This is a genomic window from Streptomyces nogalater, assembly GCF_039532885.1.
Taxonomy (GTDB): Bacteria; Actinomycetota; Actinomycetes; order Streptomycetales; family Streptomycetaceae; genus Streptomyces; species Streptomyces nogalater.
Window position 1 is genome coordinate 1 of sequence record NZ_BAAASM010000053.1, and the last position, 15,601, is coordinate 15,601.

At 72.2% G+C, this 15,601-nt stretch carries 13 protein-coding genes, 1 tRNA gene and 1 pseudogene; 5 read left to right on the top strand and 10 right to left on the bottom strand.

Annotation, left to right across the window (positions count from 1 at the left end):
* The first annotated feature begins 30 nt into the window (after nucleotides 1-30).
* Nucleotides 31-1,224, top strand: a complete 1,194-nt coding sequence (locus ABD350_RS29075) for a cellulose-binding domain-containing protein (RefSeq protein ID WP_344351763.1) — start codon at nucleotides 31-33, stop codon at nucleotides 1,222-1,224.
* 142 nt (nucleotides 1,225-1,366) lie between these two features.
* Here the strand turns inward: ABD350_RS29075 and ABD350_RS29080 are convergent, their stop codons facing one another.
* From ABD350_RS29080 to ABD350_RS29095, 4 genes are all read right to left on the bottom strand, one after another.
* On the bottom strand, nucleotides 1,367-2,782 hold the full coding sequence (locus tag ABD350_RS29080; RefSeq protein WP_344351669.1) for a TQXA domain-containing protein: 1,416 nt from the start codon (nucleotides 2,780-2,782) through the stop codon (nucleotides 1,367-1,369).
* A gap of 260 nt (nucleotides 2,783-3,042) precedes the next feature.
* A complete protein-coding gene (locus tag ABD350_RS29085; protein ID WP_344351671.1) occupies nucleotides 3,043-3,519 on the bottom strand; it encodes a single-stranded DNA-binding protein in 477 nt (158 codons plus the stop codon).
* A 383-nt stretch (nucleotides 3,520-3,902) separates the two neighbouring features.
* The gene (locus ABD350_RS29090) at nucleotides 3,903-6,548 is read right to left on the bottom strand and encodes a GTPase (RefSeq protein ID WP_417801518.1); all 2,646 of its coding nucleotides are present in this window, start codon (nucleotides 6,546-6,548) and stop codon (nucleotides 3,903-3,905) included.
* A 3-nt stretch (nucleotides 6,549-6,551) separates the two neighbouring features.
* Nucleotides 6,552-8,159: a dynamin family protein gene (locus ABD350_RS29095; protein WP_344351673.1), complete on the bottom strand. Its 1,608-nt coding sequence runs from the start codon at nucleotides 8,157-8,159 to the stop codon at nucleotides 6,552-6,554.
* Between the two features lie 321 nt (nucleotides 8,160-8,480).
* On the opposite strand from ABD350_RS29095, the gene ABD350_RS29100 reads away from it, so the two are divergent.
* Together ABD350_RS29100 and ABD350_RS29105 are read left to right on the top strand one after the other, a co-directional pair.
* Nucleotides 8,481-8,556: transfer RNA gene (locus ABD350_RS29100), tRNA-Arg, on the top strand.
* Nucleotides 8,557-8,923: 367 nt separating this feature from the next.
* On the top strand, nucleotides 8,924-9,067 hold the full coding sequence (locus tag ABD350_RS29105; RefSeq protein ID WP_344351675.1) for a hypothetical protein: 144 nt from the start codon (nucleotides 8,924-8,926) through the stop codon (nucleotides 9,065-9,067).
* Between the two features lie 301 nt (nucleotides 9,068-9,368).
* Here ABD350_RS29105 and ABD350_RS29110 read toward each other — a convergent pair whose 3' ends face one another.
* The 3 genes from ABD350_RS29110 to ABD350_RS29120 form a co-directional block, all read right to left on the bottom strand.
* Nucleotides 9,369-9,638, bottom strand: coding sequence for a hypothetical protein (locus ABD350_RS29110; protein WP_344351676.1), 270 nt, complete (start codon nucleotides 9,636-9,638; stop codon nucleotides 9,369-9,371).
* 73 nt (nucleotides 9,639-9,711) lie between these two features.
* Complete coding sequence (locus ABD350_RS29115; RefSeq protein ID WP_344351677.1) at nucleotides 9,712-10,050, bottom strand: hypothetical protein; 339 nt, start codon at nucleotides 10,048-10,050, stop codon at nucleotides 9,712-9,714.
* Between the two features lie 335 nt (nucleotides 10,051-10,385).
* Entirely contained in the window at nucleotides 10,386-10,673 is a 288-nt protein-coding gene (locus ABD350_RS29120; RefSeq protein ID WP_289971594.1) for a hypothetical protein, read from the bottom strand.
* An 821-nt stretch (nucleotides 10,674-11,494) separates the two neighbouring features.
* Here ABD350_RS29120 and ABD350_RS29125 point away from each other — a divergent pair.
* Complete coding sequence (locus tag ABD350_RS29125; protein ID WP_344351681.1) at nucleotides 11,495-11,788, top strand: hypothetical protein; 294 nt, start codon at nucleotides 11,495-11,497, stop codon at nucleotides 11,786-11,788.
* 228 nt (nucleotides 11,789-12,016) lie between these two features.
* Nucleotides 12,017-12,151 (top strand): annotated as a pseudogene (locus ABD350_RS29130) (chaplin family protein); the annotation flags it as partial.
* Nucleotides 12,152-12,298: 147 nt separating this feature from the next.
* Here the strand turns inward: ABD350_RS29130 and ABD350_RS29135 are convergent.
* The 3 genes from ABD350_RS29135 to ABD350_RS29145 all read right to left on the bottom strand — a co-directional run bounded on the left by ABD350_RS29135 (nucleotide 12,299) and on the right by ABD350_RS29145 (nucleotide 14,858).
* A complete protein-coding gene (locus ABD350_RS29135; protein ID WP_344351683.1) occupies nucleotides 12,299-13,165 on the bottom strand; it encodes a tyrosinase family protein in 867 nt (288 codons plus the stop codon).
* Nucleotides 13,149-13,655, bottom strand: a complete 507-nt coding sequence (locus tag ABD350_RS29140; protein WP_344351685.1) for a tyrosinase cofactor — start codon at nucleotides 13,653-13,655, stop codon at nucleotides 13,149-13,151. The genes ABD350_RS29135 and ABD350_RS29140 overlap by 17 nt, the downstream gene beginning before the upstream one ends.
* Nucleotides 13,656-14,192: 537 nt before the next feature.
* Nucleotides 14,193-14,858, bottom strand: coding sequence for a hypothetical protein (locus ABD350_RS29145; protein ID WP_344351687.1), 666 nt, complete (start codon nucleotides 14,856-14,858; stop codon nucleotides 14,193-14,195).
* Nucleotides 14,859-15,601: the final 743 nt, after the last annotated feature.

Below are 15,601 nucleotides of genomic sequence, written 5' to 3' on the forward strand. Positions count from 1 at the left end.
CCCACCTCCCCCACCTCCCAGGAGACGCACATGCCCCCACTCCCCACCCGGTGCCCGCGATGGGTGCGCACGCCCTGGACGGCAGCCGTGGCCATACTCGGGCTGGCGGTGTCCCTCCTGGTCGCGGCCCCCGCCAGCGGTGCCGGCGCCGGGTCCGCCGCCGGATGCCGGGTCGACTACACCGTCAACAAGTGGTCCGGCGGCTACACCGCCCAGGTCCGCGTCACCAACCTCGGCCCCGCGCTCAGCACCTGGCGGCTGACCTGGACCTACGGCGGTGACCAGCGCATCACCTCCGCCTGGAACGCCACCGTCACCCAGACCGGCCGCTCCGTGACCGCCGCCGGCACGGACTGGAACGCCGCCCTGCCCAGTGGCGCCGCCGCCGACTTCGGCGTGCAGGGCACCTGGCAGTCCGCCGACCCGGCGCCCACCGACTTCAGCCTCAACGGTGTCTCCTGCGGTGGCGACGCGACCGAGCCGCCGACCACACCGCCCACCACTCCGGGCACCCCCTCGCCCACCCAGCCGCCGGCCGAATGCGGCAGCTCGGTGCTGTGCTCCGACTTCGAGAACCAGGCCGGCCCCTCCCCGTCCGGCGACTGGCGCTTCACCGCGCCCGACTGCCAGGGCACGGGCACGGCCACCGTCGACACGGCCGTGGCGCACAGCGGCACCAAGTCCCTCCGGGTGGACGGCCGGGCCGGCTACTGCAACCACGCCTTCGTCGCCGCCACCGCCGACCTGTCGACGGCCGGCCCGGTGCTGTACGTCCGTATGTGGGTCCGGCACACCACCGCGCTTCCCTCCTCCCACGTCACCTTCGTCTCCATGCCGGACAGTTCCCAGGGCGGCCGGGCGCTCAGGGTCGGCGGACAGAACGGCGCCCTGCAGTGGAACCGGGAGAGCGACGACGCCACGCTTCCCGCGCAGAGCCCGGCCGGTGTGGCGCTGAGCAGGCCGCTGCCGACGGGCAGTTGGCAGTGCCTGCGGTTCGCCATCGACACCTCCGCGCCCAAACTGGACACCTGGCTGGGCGACCAGCAGGTGCCCGGGCTGCACGCCGACGGCGTACCGACGCAGGACATCGACCAGCAGTGGCTCTCCCGCACCACCCCGCCCCGGCCCACCGCCCTCCGGCTCGGCTGGGAGAGCTACGGCGCCGGTGACGACACCCTGTGGTTCGACGACGTGGCCGTCGGCTCGTCACCGATCGGTTGCTGAGAGGGGCGCCGGGCTCCCTTTCGCCCGTCCGTGAGCCTGGCGGCCGGGCTCACGGGCGGGGCGTTTCTCCGCCCGTCACCCCGCCCCCATCGCCCCGCCTGCGTCGCCCCCGGCCCCGCCCTGTCTCTCCCGCCCGGCGCTCTCACGCCTCCGGTGTCGTGTCCTTTCGGCGCAGGACGACCAGGACCGCGCCGCCGATCACGACCAGGCCTATCGCCACTCCGGTGATCAGGGGGGTGAGGGCGGAGGCGCCGGTCGCGGCCAGGTCGGTGGTCTGCACGGCGCTGCCGCCGACCGAGGCCGGGCTGGGCTGGTTGGGGAGCTGGGCCGTCTGCGTCGTGACCGCGCCCTGGGTCTTGCAGTCCAGGACGCCGGTGAAGCGGTGGCTGAAGCCGTGGGGACCGGTGATCGTGAAGTCGTAGGCCTGCTCCTCCTGGAGCGGCACGGTCACCGTGCGGGTGGCGCCCGCGGGGATGGTGTGGCCGGTGCCCATCAGCTGGAAGGTGAACGGCTCGCCGCCCCTGTTGACCGCGGTGATGTCCACTCCGCCCTTGGCGCAGTTCGCGCGGGCCGACACCGCCGGTATCGGGCCGTCGGCGGCCCATCCGGCCGTGGCGGTCGCGGAGACGGTGGACTCGCTGGAGCCGGCCAGGATCTGCGTCTGGCTGCGGCTTGCGGAGGCGAAGGCGCGGCCCACCGGCACGGTCGTGGACGCCTGCACGGTCAGCTCGGCCGTGTCTCCCCCGCTGTCCAGGGCGTGGTCGGCGCCCCCGGCCGCGTCCTCGGGGATGTCGAAGTACAGCCGGCTGCCGTCCTTCGCCGAGGTGAGCACCTTGCCGTGCTCGTCGACGATCCGCACCCCGCTGCCGGCCGCGTCGGCCGGCGGGCTCACGGTGACCGCGCCGGCGTTGGTGTGCACGGTGACCGGACCGAGCCGGTCGCCCGGCCGGCCGGAGACCGCGGGCGGGTCCAGGGTGAGCGAGGCCTGCGGCTCGCCGACGCCGCGGGCGCTCTTCTCCAGGTAGTCGGCGAGTTTCTCGGCCTGTGGGTCGACGGCGTCGACGTCGGCGCCGTCGGAGTAGCGCCAGATGGCCACCTGGGTGCCGGCCGCCGCGTCCTGCTCGGTCAGCCCGCGCACGCCCGCCTTGCGCGCCAGTGCGGCCAGATCGTTGACCTGGGGGTAGGAGTGCTGCACTATCCAGCGGATCCGGCCCGCGTTCTTGTTGGTGCCCAGCGAGGTGCCGCTCCAGGGCGTCTCCTGGTATCTGGCGTCCCGCTGGGTCGGTTTGCGCAGGTCGACGCCGTACGTCTGGAGGGTGCCGCCGCCGTCCACGGACATCTCGAACAGGCCCGCCGAGACCCGCTGGTCGCCGCCGTCCTCGTGGATCACGGCCTCGCCGTAGGTCTTCAGACCGTTGTTCGTGGCCGTCGCCCCGCCCTCGGTCCGCGATGCCTCGTCGGCCACCGCCGTACCGGCGCCGGACAGCACGCCGGCCGCCACGAGGCCGGACACCGTCGTGGCGGCGGCCAGGCGTGCCGTTCCGGTGGACCGGCGCAACCCAGAGAGCGCAGCAAGCACAGAATTCCCCTTCGAGCAGGACCCGTTGGACGTGGGGGACGGTCCCACCAGCAGAAATCGGCAGCCCCTAGGGGCACGCCCGGCATCCTATGGATCACTCGGAGCCCAACCTGCCGGTCCGATGATCCGATGGCCGATCCGATCCGTAATCGTTATCGCCGGGACCGTTCATGAGCTGGTCATATCGACAAATCCACCGGTTTTCGCGGCTGACGGAACGTCACCTGCGGTTCATGACGTCATGTCACCGGCACCGGCTCCGGCGCCTGTTGGCCCGCCGGGTCGTCCTGGGCGTCCGCCCGGACCGGTGTCTCCCAGTTCGGTTCCGGGCGGGGCACCGCGGCCGGTGCGTCGGGCCTGGCCGCACGCTGGAAGAGCGCCGTACCGCGCGCCAGGTCGTGGCCGATCGCCACGGCGTCGATGTCGGCGGAGGCCCACGGCTGCTGTCCCTCCCGTGTCTCCGTGCGGACCTTCAGCCGGCCCTGGACGACGACCGGCTGGCCCACCTCCACGCACGCCGCCACGTTGACCGCGAGCTGGCGGTTGGCCCACACCGTGAAGAAGTTGGTGTGCCCGTCGGTCCAGGCGCTCTTCTCCCGGTCCCAGTACCGCGCGGTCACCGCCAGCCGGAACCGGGCCGACGGGCCCGCCGCCGACTCCCGGTAGACCGGCTGGGTCGCCACGTTGCCCACTACGCAGACGATGGTCTCGTTCACGTCTCGCTCCCCTCCCCCGCCCGCGCTCTTCCGGCCGGGCGGACACACGTACGGGCCCGTCCCGTACGGCTGCGTCTGCCGTGCCGGCGCGTACGACTGCCGTACGCGCCCGCACGTCCCGCCGATCGCTCGCACCGCCCGCCGCCTGTGCGGCCGGACCTGTCCCGCGATCGCCGTGACCTCAGACTGCCTCCGTCGGGCCGAGCCCGCCGAGCGCTGTGGACGGCCGCCCGCCTGTGGATAACTCGCTCACCCGCTCGGGTGACCTCCGCCCCCACCTCCGGCCGGCCCGCCCCCTCCGACCAATCCGCCTTCTCCGACCGATCCACCCCGTCCCTCCGGTCCGCCCCCTCCCTCCGGTCCGCCCCCTCCCTCCGGTCCGCTCACACGACCCCGGCCCTGCTCCGGGCGACCCTCCCGTACTGCTCCCGCACCTCCCGGTACCGCAGCAGTTCCGCCGCCACCGGATCGAGCACCCGGGCCCGGCCGCAGCCCGCCGCCGCCTCCCGCAACCGCCGTTCCGCCTCCTGGCCGTAGCGCCGCGCGGGCCCCCGGGCCGCCATCCGGCAGCCCCACTCCACCAGCGGCCCGCCGACGATCCCGCACACCATCAGCAGCACCGGAACGCCCAGGTTGGGCGCCATCAGCCCCGCGATCTGCCCCGCGAGCCACCCGCCGCCCACGATCTGCAACAGGGTCATAGCCGCCTGGACCAGTACCGCCACCGGCCACCAGCCCGGCCGCGGCGGGCGGCCCGGCGGCAGCCCGGCGCGCGCCGCCAGCGCGTCCAGCGCCTCGGACAGCCCCCGGGAGCCGCGTACGGCCGCCTCGCGCACCGCCTGCGCCCAGGGCGCGGGCAGCCCGGCCGAGGCCCGGTCGGCGACCGTACGGACCGCCTGCTCCACCCGCTGACGGGCCGTGGCCTCCTCGTCGGCCTGGGTACGGACCGCGTGGCGTCCCGTCGTGGACTCGCCACGGCCCTGGTACCAGCGCCACAGCCGCAGCCAGGGCGTGCCGCAGGCCCGGTTGGCGTTGCGCAGCCAGGCGCGTTCGGCGGCCTCGCCCGCCGCGGTGGCGCCCACCGCGTCCGCGAGCCGCGCGGCGAACTCCTCGCGGGCCTCCTCGGTGAGGCCGACCCGCCGCCTGGTGGCGTACACCGGCCGCAGTCCGGCCGCGGCGGCGTCCAGGTCGGCCGCCACCCGGCGGGCCGCCGCGCCGCGCTCCGCGACGAACTGGCCGAGGGCTTCGCGGAGGTCGCCGACGCCCTCGCCGGTGAGCGCGGACAGGGCGAGGACGGTGGCGCCCGGTTCGCCGTGTTCGCCGAGCGCGATGCCGTCCTCGTCCAGCAGCCGCCGCAGGTCGTCCAGGACCTGGTCGGCGGCGTCCCCGGGCAGCCGGTCCACCTGGTTGAGGACGATGAACATGACCTCCGCGTGGCCGGCCATCGGCCGCAGATAGCGCTCGTGCAGCATGGCGTCGGCGTACTTCTCGGGGTCGACCACCCAGATGACCGCGTCGACCAGCTTCAGGATCCGGTCGACCTGTTCGCGGTGCTGTACGGCGGCGGAGTCGTGGTCGGGCAGGTCGACCAGGACCAGCCCGCGCAGCTGCCCCTCGTTGTCCGGGCTGTGCATGGGGCGGCGGCGCAGCCGGCCCGGGATGCCCAGCCGGTCGATGAGGCTCGCCGCGCCGTCGCTCCAGCTGCACGCGATGGGCGCGGCGGTGGTCGGGCGGCGTACGCCGGTTTCCGAGATGGCCACTCCGGCGAGCGAGTTGAACAGTTGGGACTTGCCGCTGCCGGTCGCGCCGGCCAGGGCGACGACGGTGTGCCGGCCGGAGAGTTTGCGGCGGGCGGCGGCCTCGTCCAGGACCCGGCCCGCCTCGGCGAGCGTGTGACTGTCCAGACGGGTACGGGACAGCCCCACGAGTTCGCGCAGGGCGTTCAGCCGGGAGCGCAGCGGGCCGTCGTACGCCAGCGGGACCGGGACCTGCGCGCTCGGGCCGCGGTGCGGCTGCTCCCCGGCGGAGGCGCGCTCGGCGGCGAGGGCGGCGGAGCCGGTTTCGGTGACGCGGCGGGCGATGAGGCCGTCGTCCCAGGTCTCTGGGGAGGCACCGGCTTCGCCGTCCGTGGCGGAAGCGGGGGTGGCGGCGCTTGTGGCGGTGGCCGTCTTGGGAGGCGTGGCACCGGATGCGGGGCGGGGCTTCGGGGAGCGTGCGGGGTGCGGGTGGGGGCGGGGCACCAAGACGCCTTGCTCGGCGCCGCGCCCGCGCCCGGAACGATCCCGGTCCCCGCTGCCGCCGGCTTCACCGTGCCGGTCCCCGTTACCGCCGGCTTCACCGTGCCGGTCGCCGTCCTGCGCACCATGCCGGTCGCCGTCCTGCGCACCATGCCGGTCGCCGTCCTGCGCACCGAGACGATCGCGGTCCCGTGCACCGTACCGGTCCGGGGCCTGTACGGCGTGACGATCGCGGCCTTCTTCGGGGTGGCCGTCGCGCTCGCGGTCGGCGTCACGGTCGGTGTCGCGACCGAGGTCACGGCCGAGGTCACGGTCCGTGCCACGACCACGGTAACGGTCGGTGCTACGACCACGGTCGCGGTCGCGGTCGGCGTTCTCCTCGCGTACGCGCGCGGGGCGCTCCCGGCCGGTGTCCGGGCCGAGCTCGCCGTTCCCGTCCTGCACGCGCGCGTGCAGGACACCGCCACCGCCCCCCTCGCGCCCGGTGCCGCCCCCGCCACCACCCTGTCCGCGCCCGGCGCCGTCCTTCTCGTGACCGCCGCCGGCCCCGTCGTCCGTGGCGCCGCCTCGCCCCTCGCGGCGACCACCGGTATCCGAGCCGTCGTCGCCGGGCCCCTCCTTCGCCAGGCTGGAGCGCGCGTGCGCGAGACCGCCGGCGCGCTCGGTGCCGTCCGGGGCGCCCGTGGGGGCGCGACCGACGTGCTCCAGGGACCCGGTGTCGCCGCTGCCGCTGTCGGTGCGCCTCATGTGGTCGGTGTGCTCCGTGTGGTCCTGGTCAGTGACGGCGGTCATCGGTCACCTCTCCTTCTGCAGTACGGACAGCGCGGCGATGAGTTCGGCCTGGGGCTCGGGGTGGACGTCCAGGGCGTCGAGCGGGGCGAGGCGCCGTTCGCGTTCGGTGTGCATGACGCGGTCCACGTGCTCGGCGAGCAGCCGCCCGGCCCGGTCGCGCAGCCGCAGGACACCGTGTGCGCCGAGCCGCTCGGCGAGCCCCTCTCCGGCGGTACGTGCCCGGCGCCCGCCCAGCACCGCCGTGGCGACGAGGGCGGCGACCACCTCGGGATCGGGGGCACCGGTGCGCTCCAGGACCCGCACCTCGTCCTCGGCGTACTCCTCCAGCTCGCGACGCCAGCGCCGGGCCGCGAGCCCGATGCGGTGCTCGGAGCTCTCCGAGGAGGTGTCACGGGCGGCCAGCTCGGGGGCGCGGGCGGCGGGCTCGCGGCGCCAGGCGTCGTCCACGCGCTCGTCGGCGGCGGTAACGGCGCACAGCAGCAGGGCGGCCAGGCTCTCCACGAGGGCGTCGAGGAGTTCTCCGGCGGTGCAGTCCAGGGGGAAGGCGCGCCAGCGCTTGAGGGCGTCCCCGGCGAGCACGGCGCCCGACTGCAGGCGGCTGCGCACGCGCGCGTGCTCCCTGTCGTAGGCGGCGTCCACGGCGGAGGTGAGCCGGAGGGCGGCCGCGTACTGGGCCGCGGCGGCGCCGGCCAGCTCGGGCATGCGGGACTTCAGCGAGTCCAGCAGGCCGTAGGCGGTGCGGGCCATGATGTGCTGACGGGCGGCGGGGTCCTGGGCGTGGTGGACGAGCCAGCTCTTCAGAGGCGCGACGGCGGTGGCGGGCAGCAGTCCGGCGCCCCAGGCGGACTCCGGCAGCTCGGGCACGGTGAAGCGGGGTACGTCCCCCAGCCCGGCCTTGGTCAGCAGGGCGCCGTGATGCCGGGAGACCTCGGAGACGACCTGGTGGGGCACCCGGTCCAGGACGGTGACGAGGGCCGCGTTGTACTCCTTGGCGGTGCGCAGCAGGTGCCAGGGGACGGCGTCGGCGTAGCGGGCGGCCGTCGTGACCATGATCCAGATGTCGGCGGCGCAGATCAGTTCGGCGGCGAGGACGCGGTTGTCCGCGATGAGGGAGTCCACGTCGGGGGCGTCGAGGAGGGCGAGGCCGCGCGGGAGGGTGTCGGCCGTCTCGACGCGCAGCACGCGCGCGTGCCCGTCGTCGGTGGGCGGGAACTCCTCGGCGGGGTCCCGGCCGGGGTCCCACACGCGGGTGAGGGCGGGGAGCACGCGCATGCCGCTGAACCAGTGGTGGTCCTCCGGATGGCAGACGAGGACCGGTGTCCGGGTGGTCGGTCGGAGCACGCCCGCCTCGCTCACCCGCCGGCCGACGAGGGAGTTGACCAGCGTGGATTTCCCCGCGCCGGTGGAGCCGCCGACGACGGCGAGCAACGGCGCCTCGGGGTGCCGCAATCGGGGTACGAGGTAGTCGTCGAGCTGCGCGAGGAGTTCGTCGCGGTTGGCACGCGCGCGTGGGGCCCCGGCCAGGGGCAGCGGAAAGCGTGCGGCGGCGACACGGTCGCGCAGAGCGGAGAGTGTGTCGAGCAGCTGAGGCCGTACGTCCAAGGTCACCACATGCGAAGAATGCCCAATTTTAGGGGAATTCTGAAGCATATGGACATGTCTGCGCGCCGACGGAACAGAACGGACGGAAGGGATGAGTGGGACACTGGCACAGTCCAGGCATAACGAGTACACAACACCCGGTGCGTCAGGCGCCAAAAGCGATGCACGATTCGCACCTGCCTGCGATTATCAGGACCGCTTCACCGAACCTCCACATCGAGCCACGGAGGCGAGGCGACAGGGTCAAGGAACCGGGAGCCCTATCCTTGATCCCGGCACCGTCACGGATCGGCCCCCACCAGGCCACCAGGCACGAGGCCACCCCACCCGGCCCCCGTAGCTCAGTGGATAGAGCAGGCGCCTTCTAAGCGCTTGGCCGCAGGTTCGAGTCCTGCCGGGGGCGCCACCGACACAGGACAGGGCCGGAGCGCAGACAGGCCGCCCCGTCCGCCCGGCGACCCGGACCGGGGGCGATGCCCGACGGGGAGACGGACTCCTGGGGGTGAGGACCGATGTCCGCGCCCTCTCCCCGGCCCTCCGGAACAGCCCGGCCAGGATCTCCAGGCTTCACCCGGAAAGAGGAGGCGGGGCGCCTTCGGCTCGTAGCCGCCGATGGTCTTGCGCGGGAATGCGATGAGGCCGGGAGCCCGTGGTCACCCTTCGGCCTTTGCTGCACGGACGTCGCGGGGACCACCGTCCAGGTCCGCCGGCTGCCGGCCCACGGCCGGGAATCGTGGACGGCCGGCTCATCCCGTCGACGCAGGGAGGCTCGCGTGGGACGTCCGCCGCAGAACGGCGCCGCCCTTTCCCCGGCCGCGAGGAACGCCTCGACCGCCGTCCGGCGCTCGGCGGGCGAGTCCGCGGTCACGCGCAGCTCATCACCGCCCCTGGTGATCGCGGCCACCCCGGAGCCGTGACGCGCGGGCCGGCCCCGCGCGAACGAGATCAACGACATCAGTGCCAGGGCTCTCCGGCAGGCCCGGCAGCGGGCGGTACGCGGCGACGACACCGCCCCGTCATCGCTGATCGTCACATCGCCAGGAACGGCCCGCCGACAGCAGGGATCGGTCGCCCGGCAAGCCGGGCGACCGATCCGGGTACGCGGGATTACGGACAGCACACGACCTCGTCGCCGCCATGCCCGCGGCCCACGGTAACGGTCCGGTCCGGTCCGTTACCGAATAATCGGCCGTTCACCGTGAGGCACAAGACTTACGGTCAGCCACGCTCGCAATCGACGGGAAGTGCTTCGAACACCAGGTGCACCGACGCGACCTCTTCCTTCTTGACATTGGCCGAACAGTCGATGTTGTTGTCGGCGGGATTCACGTTCGGCTGGTCGAGGACCTCGATAACGTCACAACTAAGGATCTGCCCGCCGTTGTCGAAGCTGTGCGTGTCACCGCCGGCGGCATGCACAGTGCCGGCGGCCCCACCAGCAGCTGCCAGTGTCGCGAAGGCGCAGACCAAGGCACCCTTGAACTTCATAGAACCTTCTCCATATCAACCTCTGAAGATCGGCAGACGAGCGTGCGGAGATTCCGTAACGCCAGGAAGTGCCTCACGCAGTGCCGAACGAGACTTCTTCGATGCCGAGAACACAGGACGCCTGTTGCGACTTCGTCGATTCTGAGCGCTTACTTCGGCACATCGAGTACGGCGTCCGCATTCCGTCCAAGTACCCACGGCCGGCCAGGACGGGCAAGATGGTGGACCGGATGGCCGGGGAAATCTCTTCCCACGGCTCGCACCACACGGTGTCACTGCAACGGAACGCGTCCCAGGTAGGTCCGTGGCCGTGTTCACGGTTGAAGTCGTCAACCCAGCTCAACGCGTTCTCTCGCCATACATCGTCACCGACGAGACGCTTGGCCCGCGCGTACACCTCGATGGTCCCCACGTGCCACTCTGTATATATCCGGTAAGAAGCCAGGATGATTTTCGCGTCAGCCTCGTTGGGCCTCGGGCAGAGTGGGCAGGCAACGGCTGCGGCCACGGCTCGCCGCACCCGGGCCATACGTTGAGGGGTCATCTCTGCGGAACAGGAAGTCACTCTCGATTCAACACTTTCCGGACTGACACATGGCGAGAGAAAGTGCGGAGCGGTCTCTGGCCCGGGGGCCGAGACCGCTCCGATCTGACCAGTGAGCAGCTATTCACGCCCGTCCTGGTGATGCCTGAGAGACTCAGAACGGTTTGTTGAAGCCGCGGGTCAGCGACAGCCGCGCGTGCCTGCTAGTCGTGCTTCTTGTTCTGGAAGATGTTCGCCTTCGAGTAGTGGTCGTTGTCGTACACGACGGTGAGCTCCTTGTTCTCCTCCTCGTAGTTCTTGGAGCAGTCGATGTTGTTGTTGGCCGAGGACAGGATCGGGATGTCGATGATCTCGATCGTGTCGCAGCTGGCGATCTTCGTGCCGTTGTCGCGCAGGAAGCTGTCGTCGTCGGCGGCCGAGGCCGCGGAGGCAGCGCCACCAGCCATGGCCAGCGCGGTGAGGGTGCAGGCGAGCGCCTTCTTGAGAGCCATGTGGGTCTCCTGTGGGGTTGGGTTGGGTCGGAACATGAGAACAGGTGAGTTCCTGAAAGAGCGTCACCCGCACTCAGTGGTACCGCGCTGTAAGCCATGGCGTGGGGCTGTGCTTCCAGCGCGACCAATCAGTGAACGAATCTGCGGCCCGACGGATGTTGCTCCCACCGGGTGAAGCCTCTACCGATGGACTGCGGACGTTGCCGCCCGACTCTCCGCTCCCCGAACAATCGATGCCGGCTTGCGACACCGATGCGATTGGGAGGTCGAGCACTTCGATGCTCACACAGGAAAAGTTCCAGGTGCTGTCAGCGAGCCTCCGGGCTCCCTCATATGCGTGAGCGGTTCCACCTTGCAGAGCAGTCATGAACACCGCACACAGCGAGAGAGGCTCGGCACGGTGCGGCCGGCGTTGCCGCGCAAGACGAGGCATTGCTGCGCGGATCAAGTGTTCGCCACGCGGAATGACGTACCGAGCCGACCCGCCATGGTGCGTAGCGGGCCGGGCGCCACCGGTGAGCAGCACGGCGTCCTTCGCGGCCTGACTCCTCCCGCCGCCGCTGCACACCGATCCACTTCTTGAACCGACGTGGGTTCCTTCCGATGAAGACGCGGAGCAGCCGGGTGCCGCGCACTTTCCCACTTCACTCCGTTGGAGCAAAACCCGCTGGTTGCCGCTTCGTTTCCTAGGTGTAGTCGCGCTGCAGACGCCTGGTCATTCGCCCGCACGAATCGCTGGGCGCGGCAGCCGCCGAACGCGCGCCGCTCCCCCCAGAGCTCGTGCTTTCGACTCCCCATCATCCCAACAAAGGAGACTTCTCATGGCTCTCAAGAAGGCGCTCGCCTGCACCCTCACCGCGCTGGCCATGGCTGGGGGCGCTGCCTCCACGGCCTCGGCTGCCGACGACGACGACAACCCGAAGTTCGACAACAGCGCGTACATCCTCAGCTGCGACACGATCGAGGTGATCGACATCCCGATCCTGTCCTCGGCCAACAACAACATCGACTGCTCCAAGAACTACGAGGAGGAGAACAAGAAGGTCGTCATCGTGGACGACAGCGACAGCGTCCGCGAGGCCAACTTGTTCCTCAAGAAGGACGAGTACCGCTGACGACGGTAGGCAGCTGACGCGGCCTTCCTGACCAGCATTCGTTTTCCTTTTCCAGCGGCTCCCGATCTTTTTTCGGGGGCCGCTTCCTCGTTTTCTGCGGATCGAGGCCACCGTGCAACGGATGGCATGTCGTCGAAGGGGGTCGTCGGCTGATGACCGTGCCCACGTCCCGTGCGGGGCCGTGGCGCTTCGGCGGAAACAGGAGGACGGGAGGGGAAGTCTCACATCGTGAAGGCGACCGCTGTCGCCGCCGGCGCCGCGGGCACTCAGGGCGTGGGCGCCGGTTCGCCCGGCGCGCTGCCCGGCAACCCGCTTCAGGTACCGACGTACGTCCCGGTCAACCTGTACGGCAACACCCTCGGCACCATCGCGCCACGGAACGCCCGGCGACAACGGCTACGGCTGATCGGACCGGCACATCCGGACGCGAGACCCGGCACGCCGAGACCCGGTACGCCGACATTCGGCGCCCGGGCGCAGGAGTTCGTGCCGCGACCGCGGCACACGGGGTCACGCGTACCGGTAGATGCGGCTCATGTCCTCCAACTGGTCCGGTGTCTCCTTCCACGGCGGCAGCTTCTGGTGCCGGGCCACGACCCGTCCGTGCTGGGCGTCACCGGCTCCGGGCGGCTCGGCCGGCAGATAGCGGTGGCTGCGGTGCGCCCGCTGCCAGCGGTACCACTGGAGGTCCAGGAAGGCATGATGCAACCAGAACACCGGGTCGTTGACGGACGCGCCGCCGAGCATCGCACCACCGACCCAGCGGTGCACCCGGTTGTGGTTGCGCCAGGAGGCGCTGCCGCTGCCGGTCGTCCAGCCCTCCAGCTTGTTGCGGAAGCCCTTGCGGACGGTCGAGTCCCAGGGCCACGCGTCATAGACGGGATCGTCGAGCGCCCACTGCAGCTCGCTCTTGGTGGGCAGTTGGATGGGAGCGGCCGGGCGCCCCAGGTCCCGGGTGAGAAACCTGCCGTCGGTGACGCCCACCTTGAGAGTCCAGTGGCCCGCCGAGTAGGCGAACGGACCTGTCATCACCTGCCGGTCCGAACGCCGGCCGTTCCCGCCCAGAAGGTCCTTCGTCCACGGCACGGAGGTCGTCGTACGGTCCCGGGTCCAGTCCCAGTACGGCACCGTCACCGAGGAGTCGACCCGGCGCAGGGCCCGCTCCAGTTCGAGCACGAACCTGCGGTGCCACGGCAGGAACGACGGCGCCATGTGCGCGCTGCGCAGCCCGTGCTCGCCGTCCGAACCGAAGTAGTCGAGGTGCATCCGCACGAACTCGTCGTACTCACCTCGTCGCTTGAGCGTCAGTAGCGCGTTCACGAACCGCCGCCGTTCCCCGGCGGTGAGGGTGCTGACGTTCTTACGCACGTACGCCATGCCGGTCCCCTGTGTGCGCATGGCCGCCCTGGTGCGCGCCGGAGGAGTCGTCACCGGACCGGTCCGGCGCCGGACCGCGGAGCCGCCGGCCGGGACCGACCTCGTCCACGGCCGCCCGGGTCGCCTCCAGCGGCGTCCCGTACGACGTGTAATGGTCGACCATGCTCAGCCAGGTGCCGTCCGCCCGGCGCATCAGATGCAGTGGACGGCCGTCGACGGTGATCCGCCATTCGCCGCCGACCGCCCCGCGCCCCACCGCGGGCATGCGGACGCCCTGGATACGGCGGCCCCGGTAGATCTCGTCGAAGGAGCCGCCGCCCGGCTCCCCGGTCGAGGGCACGGGCCGGGAGGCGGCAAGGACCGGGGGCAGCGCCAGCGTGGCGGTGACGGCCAGCAGCCCCCGCGTCATCTCCCTGCGGGACGGTCTGGCCGCCCCTGTCCCGGCCTGTTGCTGGGCACCCGCCCTCACTTCACCTACACCGACGACCATGCTCGCTCCTCGTCCGGCTACAGATATCCGTACCGGACTAACCGGGCGAGGGTGCGCGGGGTCACCGCCGTAGGGCCATACGGAGGGTGCGTCTGTGACCGGCCGCGCTCCCGGGGCCGTGACGGTGCGGGACGGGAGGGAGGGTGCCGTCCTCGGAAAGTCCGGCGCCCAGCAGGCCGAAGCTCTCGCCGTCACCGGGGGAGCAGGCGAGCCGGCAGGGCGGCCGGCCGTCGCCCGCCTCGGTTCCGGCCGTCCGGGCGAGCACGCGAGCGTGCCGAGGTCCACGGCGCGGGGGGGCACCGGGTACTGAGACCAGCGCGCGACCGTATCGGCGGCCCTTGCGCGGTCCGTCGGCTTCCGGCCCGTCCGGAGCGCCCGGGAGCGCGCCGCACGACCGAGCGATGCGTTTGTGGTCACGCCCTGGGCCGGTGTCGCATGTGCGCGACACCGGCCCAGGCGAGGACCGGGGCGTCAGCCCCCCGGCGGCCGGCCGGCGCCGCACCGGCACCGGCCCGTGTCAGTCCGCCGGCGGCTGGGTCACTCCGAGGGAAGGGCGGACGGCGCGGGCAGGAACACGACGCTGGGCGCGGACGTGCCGCTCCCGGTGACGTCCGCCTCCAGCAGCTTTTCCAGGCCGGACATCACGTCGGTGGCGGACTGCAGGAGCTGGTCGGAGTCGCCGGTGATCGCCTCCACGAGATTGTCGATCGCTGTCTCGAGGGCGGAGAACACGTCGTCGAAGATGTCCCGGGCCACGGGCACAGCGCGGTGCGCCTGCCGCGCGGCCCTCGACGCGGCGGGAGCCACCGGGGCGGCCGGGCTCGCGGAGGCGGTGGACGCGGGGCTTGCGGGGGTGGTGGGGGGTTTCACCGTCGTGACCGGTGCCCGGCCGGCGGCCACTCCGGCGAGGGCCGCCTTCGCCGCCGCCCCCAGCCTTGCGGCCTCGTCGACGGGAAGGGAGCCCTTCTCCAGCGACTGGTGGAGCAGTTCGACGACCGGATCGAGCGCGGGGTTCACGCTGCCCAGGGCCCTGGCCCGGGCGAGCAGCCTCTCCTTCTGCGCCGCGGGGACGGACACCTGGGTCGCGGTACGCCCGTGCTCCCGGGCCATGTCGGCGGCGACGGCCGCCGGGCCGGTGACACCGACCAGAACGGACGCGCAGAGGACGGTGGAGGCGAGACGCCGGACGGGCAGATCACGCATGGGAATTCCTTTCGGCGAACACTGGGACCTGAGCTCACTGTCCGTTCGGCGATCTCTCCACGCAACCGCTCGACCACCGACTGTGACCCGCCCGGGGGAGCGCGGAACCGGACCGCCCGCGCCGCGGTCCGGGCAAGGGGCAGACGCCGGCCGAAGGGCTGGGTCCGGCGTCGGCCGTTGTCGCGGGAGCCGCCGAAAGCCGGGGCCGGCAGGCCGACATGTGTGTCGCGAAGGGCCCGGTCCTGGCATCCGCCGCCGTCGCCGTCGCCGGTGGTGGTGCCCAGGTTGCCTCCGCCGATACCGGTCGGGCCGGCATGGAGATGTGTTCCCCAGGACCGGCACGCGCATCCGGGCGGGATGCCCGGCACTGCGTCAAGACGTGGGTACGCCGGGGAGTTCGCCGCCGATGAGGTGATGTACGGGAGGGCCGTTCCGGTGATGGCGGTGCACTTGTCCGGTTGCCCCAACCGATCCGGACGGCCGTCCGGGCGCCCGCGCGATCCGCTCCCGGCGTACCCCGGACGCACCCGGCGGCCGGGCCGCTCGCCCGGACGACGTACCGGATACCGGGATCAGCGCACCGGGTGACGTGCCGGTCCGGCGGATGAAGGCCCACGCCGGCGCGCTCGGTCACGACCACGCGGCGACCTTCCCGATCCGGTCCGCGGCCCGGCGGTGACCCCCCGGGCTTCCGGCTCGTTTGCCACGCGGACGCGGCGTGGGTCCAGGCGCTCTTCGCCGCC

What these genes read in the sequence shown, in the direction of transcription:
- ABD350_RS29075 (WP_344351763.1), top strand. Translation starts at nt 31, where the DNA reads ATGCCCCCACTCCCCACCCGGTGCCCGCGATGGGTGCGCACGCCCTGG.
- ABD350_RS29090 (WP_417801518.1), bottom strand. Translation starts at nt 6,548, where the DNA reads ATGACCGCCGTCACTGACCAGGACCACACGGAGCACACCGACCACATG.
- ABD350_RS29110 (WP_344351676.1), bottom strand. Translation starts at nt 9,638, where the DNA reads ATGAAGTTCAAGGGTGCCTTGGTCTGCGCCTTCGCGACACTGGCAGCT.
- ABD350_RS29120 (WP_289971594.1), bottom strand. Translation starts at nt 10,673, where the DNA reads ATGGCTCTCAAGAAGGCGCTCGCCTGCACCCTCACCGCGCTGGCCATG.
- ABD350_RS29125 (WP_344351681.1), top strand. Translation starts at nt 11,495, where the DNA reads ATGGCTCTCAAGAAGGCGCTCGCCTGCACCCTCACCGCGCTGGCCATG.
- ABD350_RS29135 (WP_344351683.1), bottom strand. Translation starts at nt 13,165, where the DNA reads ATGGCGTACGTGCGTAAGAACGTCAGCACCCTCACCGCCGGGGAACGG.
- ABD350_RS29140 (WP_344351685.1), bottom strand. Translation starts at nt 13,655, where the DNA reads ATGGTCGTCGGTGTAGGTGAAGTGAGGGCGGGTGCCCAGCAACAGGCC.
- ABD350_RS29145 (WP_344351687.1), bottom strand. Translation starts at nt 14,858, where the DNA reads ATGCGTGATCTGCCCGTCCGGCGTCTCGCCTCCACCGTCCTCTGCGCG.